The sequence below is a fragment of the Oceanobacillus rekensis genome (genome assembly GCF_002153375.1).
GTDB lineage: Bacteria > Bacillota > Bacilli > Bacillales > Amphibacillaceae > Oceanobacillus > Oceanobacillus rekensis.
This window is the reverse complement of record NZ_MTBQ01000004.1, coordinates 380,926-394,316: the sequence shown is the minus strand read 5'-3', so window position 1 is coordinate 394,316 and position 13,391 is coordinate 380,926. Positions and strand designations below refer to the sequence as shown.

Annotated in this window: 11 protein-coding genes, 2 tRNA genes and 1 other annotated feature; of the genes, 4 read left to right on the top strand and 9 right to left on the bottom strand. The window is 38.2% G+C overall.

What is annotated here, in order from left to right; genetic code table 11:
* Nucleotides 1-136: 136 nt before the first annotated feature.
* Together BV906_RS12670 and BV906_RS12665 are read right to left on the bottom strand one after the other, a co-directional pair.
* Nucleotides 137-1,363, bottom strand: coding sequence for a dicarboxylate/amino acid:cation symporter (locus BV906_RS12670; RefSeq protein WP_087973968.1), 1,227 nt, complete (start codon nt 1,361-1,363; stop codon nt 137-139).
* A gap of 80 nt (nt 1,364-1,443) precedes the next feature.
* Nucleotides 1,444-1,519 (bottom strand) — tRNA-Arg (locus tag BV906_RS12665).
* Nucleotides 1,520-1,660: 141 nt separating this feature from the next.
* Between BV906_RS12665 and BV906_RS12660 the strand changes: the two genes are divergently transcribed.
* Together BV906_RS12660 and BV906_RS12655 are read left to right on the top strand one after the other, a co-directional pair.
* Nucleotides 1,661-2,299 (top strand): deoxynucleoside kinase, encoded by a 639-nt coding sequence (locus BV906_RS12660; RefSeq protein ID WP_087973967.1) that lies wholly within the window; start codon nt 1,661-1,663, stop codon nt 2,297-2,299.
* A 22-nt stretch (nt 2,300-2,321) separates the two neighbouring features.
* Entirely contained in the window at nt 2,322-3,005 is a 684-nt protein-coding gene (locus BV906_RS12655; RefSeq protein WP_087973966.1) for a deoxynucleoside kinase, read from the top strand.
* A gap of 56 nt (nt 3,006-3,061) precedes the next feature.
* On the opposite strand, the gene BV906_RS12650 is transcribed toward BV906_RS12655, so the two are convergent.
* Both BV906_RS12650 and proC read right to left on the bottom strand, forming a co-directional pair.
* Entirely contained in the window at nt 3,062-3,355 is a 294-nt protein-coding gene (locus BV906_RS12650) for a TIGR04104 family putative zinc finger protein (protein WP_176330341.1), read from the bottom strand.
* Between the two features lie 13 nt (nt 3,356-3,368).
* Nucleotides 3,369-4,184 (bottom strand): pyrroline-5-carboxylate reductase, encoded by an 816-nt coding sequence (proC, locus tag BV906_RS12645; RefSeq protein WP_087973964.1) that lies wholly within the window; start codon nt 4,182-4,184, stop codon nt 3,369-3,371.
* 342 nt (nt 4,185-4,526) lie between these two features.
* Here proC and BV906_RS12640 point away from each other — a divergent pair, with 342 nt between their 5' ends.
* Nucleotides 4,527-5,285 (top strand): GTP pyrophosphokinase, encoded by a 759-nt coding sequence (locus tag BV906_RS12640; protein ID WP_087973962.1) that lies wholly within the window; start codon nt 4,527-4,529, stop codon nt 5,283-5,285.
* 64 nt (nt 5,286-5,349) lie between these two features.
* On the opposite strand, the gene BV906_RS12635 is transcribed toward BV906_RS12640, so the two are convergent.
* From BV906_RS12635 to guaB, 4 genes are all read right to left on the bottom strand, one after another.
* Nucleotides 5,350-5,442: transfer RNA gene (locus tag BV906_RS12635), tRNA-Ser, on the bottom strand.
* A 130-nt stretch (nt 5,443-5,572) separates the two neighbouring features.
* Nucleotides 5,573-6,847, bottom strand: coding sequence for a serine--tRNA ligase (gene serS / locus BV906_RS12630; protein ID WP_087973960.1), 1,275 nt, complete (start codon nt 6,845-6,847; stop codon nt 5,573-5,575).
* Nucleotides 6,848-6,995: 148 nt separating this feature from the next.
* Nucleotides 6,996-7,224 (bottom strand) — a binding site (T-box leader).
* Nucleotides 7,225-7,494: 270 nt separating this feature from the next.
* Complete coding sequence (locus tag BV906_RS12625) at nt 7,495-8,832, bottom strand: serine hydrolase (RefSeq protein ID WP_245844089.1); 1,338 nt, start codon at nt 8,830-8,832, stop codon at nt 7,495-7,497.
* 157 nt (nt 8,833-8,989) lie between these two features.
* Nucleotides 8,990-10,462, bottom strand: a complete 1,473-nt coding sequence (gene guaB / locus BV906_RS12620; RefSeq protein ID WP_087973956.1) for an IMP dehydrogenase — start codon at nt 10,460-10,462, stop codon at nt 8,990-8,992.
* A 285-nt stretch (nt 10,463-10,747) separates the two neighbouring features.
* On the opposite strand from guaB, the gene BV906_RS12615 reads away from it, so the two are divergent.
* Nucleotides 10,748-11,695: a YaaC family protein gene (locus tag BV906_RS12615; RefSeq protein WP_087973954.1), complete on the top strand. Its 948-nt coding sequence runs from the start codon at nt 10,748-10,750 to the stop codon at nt 11,693-11,695.
* A 568-nt stretch (nt 11,696-12,263) separates the two neighbouring features.
* Here BV906_RS12615 and BV906_RS12610 read toward each other — a convergent pair.
* Nucleotides 12,264-13,370: an HD-GYP domain-containing protein gene (locus BV906_RS12610; RefSeq protein WP_087973953.1), complete on the bottom strand. Its 1,107-nt coding sequence runs from the start codon at nt 13,368-13,370 to the stop codon at nt 12,264-12,266.
* Nucleotides 13,371-13,391 lie beyond the last annotated feature (21 nt).

Genomic DNA, 13,391 nt, shown 5'->3' with positions numbered 1-13,391 from the left:
GTATTTCGATCGATAATTATTTTTTGTTTTTTTAAATGGGGTAGATTGGCCGATTAGAATAGCTGTAAATTAGATGCGCTGTGACTACGATTCCAAAAAGAAAAACCATCCACTAGAGTATGAATGGTTTTCTCATTTATAATTGTTTTGCTTTTAATTCCTTACGTTTTTCCTGCTCAGAAATGATAAAGGCACATGTTGCATCTCCGGTTATATTTAAGGAAGTACGTAGCATGTCTAATAAACGATCAATACCAACAATCAGTGCGATCCCCTCTACAGGTAGTCCCACTTGTGCAAGTACCATTGCAAGCATAATTAAGCCAACCGATGGTACACCTGCCGTGCCAATACTTGCAAGCGTTGCTGTTAGTACGACCATTAGCATGTCCGTGAATTCTAATGGAATGGCATATACTTGGGATATGAATACTGTTGCAACAGCTTGCATAATGGCTGTCCCATCCATATTAATAGTTGCCCCAAGTGGCTGAACAAAGCTGCTGATTTCTTTCTTGACACCAAGGTTTTCTTGAGCGGTTTTCATGGAAAATGGTAATGTCGCATTAGAACTGGATGTACTAAAACCAACTGACATCGCAGGGAAAAAACCTTTATAAAACTTAAATGGGTTTGCCCTTCCAATCCACCAAATCGCTAAACTATAAATAACCAATCCGTGCACAATTAATCCAAGCACAACAGTAACCATGTACATCGCCATGGAACCTACTGCATCTAAACCTGCATCCCCAATAGCAGATGCAACAAGCGCGAATGCTCCATATGGTGCTGCTTTCATAACAAAGTTTACAATCCAATTAAATATTTCATTTGCTTGTTCGAAGAGCCGATAAATTCCTGCTGTTTTTTCTCCAAGTAAAGCCAAGGCAATCCCAATAAATATTGCAAATGCGATGATTTGAAGCATTTCTCCATCTGCCATGGACGCTATTGGATTTTCAGGAATAATATTCACAATTGTTTCCATAATTGGTGGTGCTTCACCTGGTTCAAATTCTTCCGTTGTTTCAAATACGCCTTCTTTTCCAGGCTCTAATAAATACCCGAGTCCTAGTCCGATTACAAGCGCACATGAAGTTGTAACAAGGAAAAATCCAACAGTATAGATACCAATTTTACCAAGTTTCGCTGGTTCTCCTAAACCGGCCGTACCTAGAGTAATCGATACGAATACAAGTGGAACAACAAGCATCATAATTAAGTTAAGAAATATTTGCCCAACTGGGTCTAATATATATGTATTAATCGTTGTAAATAGTTCTTGGGGAACAAAGGTGAAACCTATTCCAAAAATGACCCCCAATACAAGCGCAATTAAAATCTTTTTTGTTAGACTCATATAGTTTGTCCTCTCTGATGTCAATATTTGAATATGGTAAATCAAAGTGAATTTGTTGGAAGGAGATTAGTAATATATTGTGGTGACCCCGGCAGGATTCGAACCTGCGACACATGGTTTAGGAAACCAATGCTCTATCCCCTGAGCTACGGAGCCATATTTTTAGAGAGTACAAAGTTTATTATACTAAATTACTATTGATTTGGAAAGGAATTTCTTCTGTTCATATAGTAGATGGGACCATTCTGTGATAAAATAAAAGACATCTGTCCATTGACAGTGATTGGAGGAATAGCGATGAAAGAAGTACCCTTCATTGCAATTGAAGGTCCAATTGGCATTGGCAAAACATCCCTCGCAAAGAAGCTGTCCAGTCATTTTGATTTTCACTTATTAAAAGAAATCGTTGAGGAAAATCCATTTCTCGGAAAGTTTTATGATGATATTAATGAATGGAGTTTCCAAACTGAAATGTTTTTTCTGTGTAACAGATACAAACAATTGGAAGATATTGAGAAGGTATACCTGAAATCAAATAAAGCAGTAATTGCTGATTACCATATATCAAAGAATATGATTTTCGCAAAACGAACATTGCAGGCAGATAAGTTCGAAAAATACGAGCAAATATATCAAATACTTACAAAGGATATGCCTCTTCCTAACATGTTGATTTATTTAAATGCAAGTTTAGATACTATTTTGGAGCGAATTCGCATGCGTGGCAGGGACATTGAGCAGAACATTAAGTCTTCCTATCTGGAACAGCTTGCAAGCGATTATGAGGACTTTATGAATGCATTTGAAATTTTACACCCAGAAATACCTGTCATCCGGATTAATGGTGATACAACAGATTTTGTGAATTACCAGGATGATCTTGATCAAATTATTAAAACGGTAAATACCCATTTAACCAATATCACACTTAAATGATACAGCAGGAGGAGCACTACACATGAATCTAAGAGAAAAGTATCATATCCCAAACGACAGTGTAATAACAATCGCTGGTACTGTCGGGGTTGGGAAATCAACAATGACAAAGGCATTAGCAAATGCTTTAAACTTTAAAACATCATTTGAGAAAGTAGATAAAAATCCATATCTTGAAAACTTTTATGAAGACTTTGAACGTTGGAGCTTCCATCTTCAAGTCTATTTTCTTGCTGAACGCTTCAAGGAACAAAAGAAAATTTTCGAATATGGTGGAGGTTTTATTCAAGACAGGTCTATTTATGAAGATACAGGAATATTTGCAAAAATGCATTATGATAATGGGACAATGTCACCCACAGATTATGAAACCTATACAAGTTTATTTGATGCAATGGTTATGACACCATATTTCCCACATCCGGACCTGCTCATTTATCTGGAAGGGTCTTTTGACGAAATCATCAACAGAATCCAACAACGTGGTCGTGATATGGAAAAAAGTACTCCTATAACTTATTGGGAAGAAATGTATAAGCGTTATACAAACTGGATTGATAACTTCAATGCATGTCCAATATTACGGGTTAATATTTCTGACTATGATTTAATCAAAGAGGAAAACTCCATCCCGTTAATTTTGGAAAAAGTCGGCCACTCTTTACAACATTCCAGACGTTATACAAGGAAACAACTGACAAAATAATTTAAAACAGCATAACGGTAAAAGGAAAATGATGTTCTATTAAATAAACTGGAACATCATTTTCCTTTATTCACTTTTTTAACCTTCGTACGAAGCGGGAATAACAGGAAATGAATTAGGATGAGCACGAGAGAAATCCCGATAAGCCAGCCTGAGGGCAGATTGAGAAAAGCACCAATAATAATTATAGCGGGTGCAACTAATAAAGTTAACAGACTGTTCTTACCAGTCGATTCATAGTAGTTCTCCTTACCACAATAAGCACAGCTCATTTTTGGCCGAAATAAGTTTTTTAATGTGGAAAAGTAGCTCCACTGTTTATGACAGTACGCACAAGTTGGTGTTCCCATCTCAAAATCCCCTTCATTTACTTTTTCCAATTTCAATAGAGCGCTCACGTGCCCGATTGATACAAGATGTAACAATTCGCTGAAAATCATGGCTGGCCAACTCTATAAGTCCTGCCTCGGTTGTTCCTCCAGTACTTGTAATATTTTCCCTAAGCACTGCGGGTGTTTCCCCTGATTGCTGCAACATCTTTCCAGCACCGATGACCGTTTGCGCGATCAATACTGATGCCGTTTCTGCATCCAATCCCATTTCTATTGCCGCTTCCTCCATCGCCTCAACCATATAATAAATAAAAGCAGGTCCACTACCCGAAATCGCTGTAACGGTATGCATATCGCCTTCAGGGACAATTTTTGTCAGTCCAACGGTTTGAAACAATTGATTTGTTTCTTTTATATGCTCATCGGTCACGTACTTCCCAGGAGTTAGTGCTGTTGCAGAATGGCCAATCATAGCTGAAGTATTCGGCATCACACGCATAACTGGAATGTCTATTCCTACCGCTCGCTCAATTTCATCGGTAGATAAACCTGCAATTACGGAAATAATTAATTGATTATTGGTTAAATAGGGTCTTATGGATTCGATTGAAGGGATTGCATCCTTTGGTTTCATAGCTAATACAATGAGATCTGCCACTTTAGCAAGCTCTTCTTTATTCGTTCTGCATTGAACTTGATAACCTGCCTCCAAGTATTTCAGGCGGTCCAAATTACTTTTGTTAGTAACATAAATTTTTTCTTTTGAAATTAGTCCTGATTTGATAATTCCTGAAATCAACGCCTCAGCAAGAGAACCGGCTCCTAGAAAAGCTATTTTTTTATTCATATACTTCCTCCTAAACATAAAAAAACCAATGTCTCATCCTTTTAAAAGGACGGAATTAGTTTCCGCGGTGCCCCTATTTTGGCAAATGAGAATTATAATAATACTTTCTTAATTACATAAGTTAACGAAGACATTTGCCAAGTTACATCTATGCAGATAGAGGGGATGTTTTATACCTTTTTATCAATTAAGCATTGTTTACTAGCCTATCACGGTCATCTATGTATTCATTTGATTGACTGTACTATAAGCGTTTAGCTAATGTTTGTCAAGAAAGTATATAAGTGCAAAATCATTTGTTATACTAAATTATATCCTGCATGATGGAAGGGAAATAGAATAATGGAATCAAAAGAAATTCAGGCATTGAAGCAAGTCCGCAATGAACTAACCCGTTTTATGGCAACCAATAAGTTTGGGTTGGACGAGATGAATACAAAGCTAAATATTTTAAAAGAAGAATTTCAATATATTCATGAATATAATCCAATCGAGCATTTGAAGTCACGCATTAAATCTCCCGAAAGCATTCTTAAAAAAATGGCAAGAAAAAACTTGGATATCTCCATAGATTCCATTAGGCAAAATATTAAAGATATAGTTGGAATACGCGTTGTCTGTTCATTCATTTCCGATATTTATAAAATAAGCGATATGATACAAAAGCAAAAGGACATTAAAGTTATCGAAGTAAAGGACTACATAGCAAATCCAAAACCAAATGGTTATAAAAGTCTGCATCTTATTTTGTCTATTCCGGTATTTTTGTCCGATCGGGAAGATGAAGTATTTGTAGAGATTCAAATACGAACTATAGCAATGGATTTCTGGGCAAGCCTCGAGCATAAAATTTACTATAAATACAACGGGAAAATACCTGATAGTCTAACAATGGAAATAACGGAAGCAGCAACAGTAGCCAATAAATTGGATCTTAAAATGGAGAAATTAAATAAAGAAGTAAATCATATAAAAATAGAAAGTAGTATAGAAGATGAAGACTTTTTTTACTTGCAGGTTAATGAGGATAAAATCCATCTACCTAACAGCTTTTTGAAATCCTTTTTACATGAGAAGTGGGAGAGTGGGAGAAATAAATAACAAAAAAACCGCTTTAGCTCAGCGGTTTTTATTTATCTTCAATTGTTATATTTTAAGTTAAAAATGGAGGAGGTAGAGGGATTCGAACCCCCGCGCGGTTTGACCCGCCTGTTGGTTTTCAAGACCAATCCCTTCAGCCGGACTTGGGTATACCTCCGTTATAACGACAAGAGTAAATATAACATGACCCATTGTCGATTGTCAATTATTTTCCGACCTTTTTCGTCATTTTTTTATCTGGTAAAGAGTTGTAAAAGAGGAGATAAGATTGCCTCCTCTTTTACAATTTATTTTATAACTTCTTTCCCACCCATATAGCCACGAAGCACTTCAGGCACAATAACCGTACCATCTGCTTGCTGATAGTTTTCAAGGATGGCTGCAACGGTACGTCCAATTGCAAGGCCAGAACCATTCAATGTATGAACAAATTCTGGTTTCCCATTTGTATCTCTGCGGAAACGGATTCCCGCACGACGCGCCTGGAAATCCTCAAAATTAGAGCAAGAAGATATCTCGCGATATGTATCTTGACTTGGAATCCATACCTCGATATCATATTTTTTTGCTGCCGTAAATCCTAAGTCACCTGTACACATACTCATAACGCGATATGGCAGTTGTAACAGCTGCAATACTTTTTCTGCATTTCCTGTCAATGTTTCTAAAGCCTCATAAGATTCTTCAGGTTTTACAAAATTGACAAGTTCAACTTTGTTAAATTGATGCTGGCGAATTAATCCGCGTGTATCACGACCCGCAGATCCCGCTTCAGAACGGAAGCTAGCACTGTAGGCAACATACTTTTTCGGAAGTGCGTCACCAGTTAAAATTTCATCACGATGGTAATTCGTCACAGGAACTTCAGCTGTCGGCGCCATGAAATAGTCCCATTCTTCGAGTTTAAAGGCATCCTCTTCAAATTTTGGCAGTTGGCCGGTACCTGTCATGCTTGTGCGATTAACAATTGCTGGTGGAAGCATTTCTACATAACCATGCTCCTCCGCGTGAAGGTCCATCATAAAGTTTAATAATGCACGTTCTAATCTTGCCCCCAGTCCTTTATAAAAGACAAAGCGGCTTCCCGTTACCTTACCGGCACGTTCAAAGTCCAAAATATCAAGATTCGTGGCTATATCCCAGTGCGGCTGAATTTCAAAGGCAAATCCTGGTACATTTCCCCATTTACGCGCTTCGATATTATCATCTTCGTCTTCACCAACGGGAACACTTTCATGTGGAATATTCGGGATGGAAAGCATTATTTGTTGCAACTCTCCTTCAATATCTTTCAGCTCTTTATCAAGAACAGATATTTCATCACCTACTTGACGCATTTCCTTAATTGCCGGCTCAGCATCCTTTTTTTCCTTCTTTAATATAGATATTTGCTTCGTTGCTTCATTCCGTTTTGCCTTTAATTTCTCTGTTTCTGCAATCAGCTCCCGGCGTCTTTCATCAAGGCTACCAAATTTGTCCAAATCAGATAGGTCCTCACCACGATGCGCCAATTTCTCTTGCACTTCTTTAAGATTATTTCGTAAATACTTCATGTCCAGCATGAGAATTCCTCCTTTATTTTTACTTTTAGAAAACTCTGGCTTAACGCCGAACTTTAGTAGCGAAATCCTTAGTTGCACCTATACGGGTTTCCTAAAAATGGTTATACTTTCTTATCTGTACAAAAATAAAAAACCCCCGTCCCTAAAAAATAGGGACGAGAGTATATTTCCCGCGTTGCCACCCTTGTTGAAGATAAAAAATCTTCCGGCTCAAAGTTGGTAACGGTACATGGACCGGGTCTGCTTACTTTAGGGTTTTATCCCTTTTCCGCAAACCAGTTCAAGGATGGATTCACAAAACTCCCATACCGATTTCCACCAACCATCGGCTCTCTAGAAAAAGAAGAACTGTTACTGCTTCCTATCAATACTTTTACTTTTAATGTGTGTTCAAAGGTCCGGTAAAAATGACACATCGAGTTTTGCGCGAATCCTTTCTTTTCCGTTCCTTGGAAAAGAAAAACATTTTTCCCGCGTGCTAGATCGTTTTGCTCACGTATTAATTTTATACGTTCCGCTACTCAGGAGCTACGCCGCCTCGACTTCGACGCACAGGACGTTGCGAACTTAGCCGACCTCGGCCCTTTTGAACAACCTTTTTTAATTATTGTTATCATAATCAATTTGGTGTGAAGATGCAAGTATTCTTAACTGAATAGTCCCTTTATCCAATCTACGACAGTTGTGAATAGGTTAGCAAAGAAGTCTCCAATAGCGCCTAATGTAAGCATAAACCAATTTGACTTTTCAACTGCTTCATTCGTTACAAGATCCACCTGGCTTGAAGTGTCTCCGAAGATGTATCCATATTCTGCTTCGCCATCATAGACAAGTTCGGCCGTACCGATCACTTCACCTTTTTCGATTGGAGCAACAAGTTCACCATCTTCATTTAATTTATCTTCATCAATATGGTATTGTATGCTGTACATTTCTGCTTCATCTGCTTTAATCGGAATGTTAATAGCTTCATTTATAGAAACATTAATAGCAGATTCCTTACCTTTAGCTACAGGAATCGTTTCTTCTCCTTCAAGCTGGAAACCTGCAGGAAAAAGCTCTTCTGCTTGGAAATTGGAAAAACCATAATCTAGCAGCTTTTTTGTTTCCTCGAAACGTTCTTCTATTGTAGAAGTTTTCATCACAACAGAAATTAACCGGGTGTTATCCCTTTTCGCCGTTCCCGTAAAAGTGTAGCCTGCTAAATCTGTGTTTCCTGTTTTCAGACCATCCACACCTTCATAGTAAAATTGTTCTAAGTTGGCACCTTCATGTGGGAGCATGTAGTTCCAATTATTAATAGTTTGTCCATCAAATTGCGTTTGGGGAATCTTAGATATTTCCAATGCTTCCGGATAATCTGTTACAAGATGGTATGCAAGTAAGGCTGAAGATCTTGCAGATAATAGGTTAGTTGCCAGTGGATCTGTTCCTTCTGGGTAATTATCTCCCAAGTCCTTATTGTCAAGTCCGGTTGAATTAACAAATTTGAAATCTGTTAAGCCCATTTCCTCACCCTTTTGATTCATCAGCTTAACAAATTCACCTTCTGAACCGGCAATGAGCTCAGCTAACGCAATACTTGTTGCATTATCGGAATTTATCGCCATTGCATCATATAATTCTTGAACCGTATAATCCTTTTGCTGCCTTAAGCCAACTCCAGAAAAATCATTATTCGATGAGATACTATATGCATAATCACTAATCTGTGTTGTCGTATCCCAACCGATTTGCCCATTTTCAACTGCTTCCCACACTAGATACTCTGTCATCATCTTTGTCATACTTGCTGGTGGGAGTGCTTGATCTGGATTTTTTGCGTATAAAACTTTCCCTGTACCTGCATCGACCAATATTGCTGACTCAGCCTTTAATTCAAGTTCACCTGAAGCTTGTGCGGTGAATGGCTGTGTTATGAGTGACGTCATTAATACGAATGCTGTAAGTACCAATGAAACGACTTTTTTAAAATTATTATTCAACTTTATGTACCTCCAGAAGCTACTCTAGCTTTATCATTTATTTTTATTTTTCATGATGCCTAAATAGGCACCATATTATTTTACCATAGAAAAAAACAAAAAAACAGACGAGGATAGTCCCTCATCCATTTTTTTAACTGAGTAATTTGATTTATATTTATTGTACAGAGTAATTTGGTGCTTCCTTTGTAATTTGGACATCATGTGGATGGCTTTCGCGAAGTCCCGCTCCTGTGATACGGATGAAGCGAGAATCGTTGCGCAGCTTCTCAATTGTTTCTGCTCCACAATAACCCATTCCAGAACGCAGACCTCCAATAAGCTGGTGGAATGTATCAGCAAGTACGCCTTTATAGGCTACACGTCCTTCTATACCTTCTGGTACAAGCTTCCTATTATCGGAATCACTTTGGAAGTAGCGATCTTTGGACCCTGCCTTCATTGCACCAACAGATCCCATTCCACGGTAAACTTTATATTTCCTTCCCTGAAAGATTTCTGTTTCTCCAGGGCTTTCGGTTGTACCAGCAAACATACTACCAATCATGACAGCATGTGCTCCTGCTGCTAGTGCTTTTACAATGTCACCGGAATATTTTATTCCACCATCTGCAATGACCGGAACACCATATTCAGCTGCTGCTACTGCACAGTCATAAACAGCTGTAATTTGTGGTACACCAACTCCTGCAACGACACGCGTTGTACAAATTGATCCCGGGCCAATTCCGACCTTCACGACGGATGCTCCAGCTTCAATTAACGCTTTTGTTCCTTCAGCAGTAGCGACATTACCCGCGATAATTTCCAGGTCAGGAAAAGCATCTCGAATTGCTTTTAACTGCGTAAGCACACCTTTGGAGTGACCATGTGCCGTATCAATAACAATGGCATCGACTCCTGCTTCAACAAGTTTTTGAATTCGATTCATTGCATCACCCGTTATGCCAACTGCAGCTGCAACAAGTAATCGCCCTTGATCATCTTTAGCTGAATTCGGAAACTCAATTACTTTCTCAATATCTTTGATTGTAATAAGTCCTTTTAAAATATTACTTTCATCCACAAGTGGTAATTTCTCTATCTTGTATTGTTGGAGGAGTTTTTCAGCTTCCTCCAATGTCGTGCCAACTGGAGCTGTTACGAGATTATCACTTGTCATAACTTCTGAAATTAAGATTGAATAATCCTGAATAAAACGAAGATCACGATTGGTCAGAATACCAACGAGTTTTTGCTCCTCCGTATTATTAACAATCGGTACTCCTGAAATTCGGAATTTCCCCATCAGATGCTCTGCATCATATACTTGATGCTCTGGAGTAAGGAAAAATGGATTCGTTATAACACCACTTTCAGAGCGTTTCACACGATCTACTTGCTCCGCCTGTTCTTCAATCTTCATGTTTTTGTGAATAACCCCAAATCCACCTTGACGAGCCATTGCGATAGCCATTTCTGCTTCTGTAACGGTATCCATACCAGCACTGATAAATGGTGAATTTAACTTTAACTTTGCTGTTAACTGTGTACCCAGATTCACTGTGTTTGGTAACACCTCTGACTCAGCTGGAATTAATAATACATCATCAAACGTTAATCCTTCTTTGGCAAACTTATCTTCTCTCATTCCTTACTCCTCCTCCTTTTAAGCTATATAGCGTTATGTTTCCCTTAATAATTGCGATAGATTAAAATCTACAACTACCGTTACATGCCCGTTCTGAATAACTAGCGTGTTTTAGTTAAGTTGCAAACAACTATGAATGAAGTTAGACATTATCGTTCAAACTATATACGTATATCTATTTTTATATACATTACTCCAAACCCACTGCTTTTTCAACCCAATTTAGGGGAAAATGAAAAGAATCTAGATTCTAAATATTAAAACAGTTATGAGGTTAGAAAATTAATGGAGATAAAAGATTTTTATACGTATTTAAACGCTCAGCAAACAGCCCAAGAATTTTTGAATATCTGTTATGAACGAATGGAAGATGCTGCATCAAAAAGCTATCAGAATTGTCATACATTTATGTACTATTTAGATCATGGACTCCGTTTCTATGAAAATGGAAGAAGGGCTGATCAATTGGTACAACCTGTTTTGTATTTTTACGGCATGGTACATCTGTTGAAGGCATATCTATTAACCGAACGCCCCGACTATCCTGAGTCCACAACTTTACTTGCACATGGTGTGACAACAAGAAAGCGTAAGAAAAAAAATTATACTTTTATGAACGATGAGGTAAAAATTCAGCAACATGGGCTATTTCCTTACTTCTCCGAACATCTCTTTTCCTTTAAAAAATTTTCTTTTGAAAAAATTAGTATGGAAATGCTCTTTAGTACAATACCCGAAATGAATGACTTCTTCTCCCTTCAAAAGAATGAAAAGATGATGGATATTGGTAGAGCGGACTCAAGCATACTGCGATTTCCACTCCAATTACTAGATAACTATCATTTAACTGAACAGGCATTTATCAAGCGAATCGAAGGTTTCCTACCAACAATTAAAGATATAGAAATAGATAGTAACAGGATATCAATTCACCTGGAGGAATTAATCCCATCTTCTCCTGGGCCCTTTTTTATCCATATGTATAACAAAAAAATATATTTCCCTGCACATAGGAATGATTTTCTTCCAATTTCCGAAGTAATAACCCATTTTTTGATTTTATTCAATCTGAGCATGTTATGTCGTTATGAAGCAGAATGGTGGGGGGATTTGTTAGTATCAAGGCCTGACATAGACTATCCGTTTATTAATCATTTCCTAAAAATAACTTCAGAGAAAATTCCCGATATGATTGGAAAAAAACTCATGGATAAATACGGGGGAATATCTTAACACAAGCTGTTTTTTCCAGAAGTTTTCGAATGTGATTACTCGCCCCACTGAAAAAAATTATTATGTTAGTGAGAGATTCCACAGCGTAAGATAAGCTTCGGCAACCGCTCTGGGAAATACACTTCGCTTTCCACGGGCGGCTGCTGAGCCCCTTCATGCTGACCATTTCAGTGTCTCACCTATGCCTCTCTTCCCGTAGGAGTCTCCGTGTATTTCCCAGAGCTGGATAGAAGGTTGCTTTCAATTACTATCCTCGTAAATAGCAAAAATAGCATCTTACAGCTTTAACAGTCCGGGATGGCTCAGGGCGGTGACTCCTGCGGGAACAGCACGTGTCCGAAGACCAGAAGAGTGGTTTTCTCTTCGGGGCTGAGGCCGTGCCCTAAGGTCTGCATCCGCCCTGAGCTATCCCGGACGGTAGCAATCGCATATGTTTTCGGATATCAGCCAGCAGTTGCTACTATTTATGATTTTGTAGATAGGATCTAACAAACATATAACTTCGCTGCTTTATCTCAATTACGAAGATATAAAGGTTTAAATATAAAACAGGGAGCTCCTATAATGGCTAGCTCCCTGTTATTTCCTCGATATATAATTCAGGTATCTGTTCCAGTGCAATAACTTCCTCACTACCATGGATACGGATCAATGGTCTGGTAGGTTTATCCGGATCGATAAATACAATTTCCCCGCTTCTTTTATCAGACAAAATTACGTTTGCGCCAAACGCCAAGTTTGTGAAAAGTCCCAGGAAGCATTTTACAACTTTAGCATCAAATTTTAAATACTGCTCTTTCTGTATTTCCTCGAGCACTTTAAATGGTGACTGTTTTGCTTTGTACAGTCGTTCACTTGTCATCGCATGATACATGTCGGCAACAGCGATTACTTGAGCATATGTGTGAATTTTCTCCTTGGTGATACCAAGTGGGTAGCCATTACCATCCACGCGTTCATGATGCTGCAAGATAGCTAATTTCACTCCAGAAGTTATGGTAGGTAGATTTTCCACCATTCGATAGGAATAGGTTGGATGGTTTTTAATATCCTTCCAGTCGCTGGGTGTTAAGGGCTTAGCGCTAGTAATTATCTTTGAATCAATACGGGCCATTCCGCAATCACTCAGTAATCCAGCCAGTCCGATTTGCAACCATTCGCCTTTGGAAAACCCCAGTTTTTCCCCTAAAAGCGCTGAAATAAGAGAAACTGCCACACCATGATAAAAAATATAATCATTCTTCTCAACATGCTTATGAAGGGAATAGATTTCTTTTGAATTAATATTCCCTATACGTTCCAACAATGGAATAATAAACTTTCGAATGGATGCAATATCAATCGGCATACTATTTTTCCATTGTTTATAGTTTTTCTTATAAGAGGCTGTTGCCTCTAAGTAATGCTCTATAAATGAAAGTTCACTCGTACTCGCTGGACCAGGTTGTTTTACAGCCTGGTCTTTTTCATCTTTATGTACCTGTTCAGGTTTGAATTCATTGTCATCGGATAGTTTCGTCGATACTTCCACAGATTCAATCAGGAATTTTTTTAAAATTATTATATGTTTTTCATTCAAAATTGTATTTTTTGACATGATTAGACGATTGGACTTTCCCTTTACCTCATCAATCAACACACAGCCTGGGACCAATTGTGATGGTTTTACACGCATGTAATTCCCCCCATTGTTAAA